1 pseudogene is annotated in these 817 nt (G+C 57.4%); it reads right to left on the bottom strand.

What is annotated here, in order from left to right:
• Nucleotides 1-745, bottom strand: a pseudogene (locus IAE33_RS24360) (transposase); the annotation flags it as partial.
• Between the last annotated feature and the right edge of the window lie 72 nt (nucleotides 746-817).

The following is an 817-nucleotide window of genomic DNA, read 5'->3' as shown; positions in this document are numbered from 1 at the left end:
TGTGCGTATGCCTTGCTGTTGCACAGCGCTACGATAGCTTGGCGCTCAAACTCACTGAGCGCGTTGCTGGGCGCAGGCCTCACGGTTGTGGTACGGCCATCAGCACGCATCTCATCAGGTAAGCTCCAGCGTTGTAGCGTTCGTAGCGAAATGCCGACCTCCAGACAAGCGGGTGCCCTGCGGGCACCCGCCGCAATAGCCTCATTAAGCCAACCAACGATTAAATGCCGTTCTGGCAACGAGGTCAGTTGCCCTCGTCGTCGCTGCCCCAGTAGGCATTGAGCTTTTTTCGCAGCACCAGCAAGGCCGCGGCTTCAGCCAACGCCGCATCCTTGCGACGCAGTTCCCGCTCCAGCTCACGGATACGATTTCTGTCGTCTCGAGACTGACCCGCACTCACATTTTTAGCGGTCGACTGCTTCGTGCTGCTGGCGATAAATGCATTACGCCAGTCGGTTATCTGCTCTGGAAAAATGCCTTTGCGCCGGCAATATTCGCCGATTTCCAGCTCCGATAGCGCTGCAGTTTCCATGATGACCGCCATCTTGGCTTCGGCTGACCAACTCTCAGCGGGTTGCTTGGTATCGGACAATTGCGTTCCTCTGGCCGCAGCCTGCTTGCGCCAATGATGGAGAGCCATGTCACTGCAGCCTTCGCGCCGAGCCACCTCCTTCGCCGATAGACTCAGTGGTGGGAGCATCATTTTCAGCAGTGCGGCTTTACGTTCTTCGGAATAGAAAGGCATGACCATACTCTTGCCGCCCCCGGAATGCTTTTCAAAAAGCGGGGGACACGACAACTACCCTGACACCGGGGG

Origin of the sequence: Pseudomonas sp. S60 (genome assembly GCF_016647865.1) — a bacterium.
Lineage (GTDB): Bacteria > Pseudomonadota > Gammaproteobacteria > Pseudomonadales > Pseudomonadaceae > Aquipseudomonas > Aquipseudomonas parafulva.
Note: the sequence above shows the minus strand (reverse complement) of the source record. Positions and strands in the feature narration are given on the sequence as shown.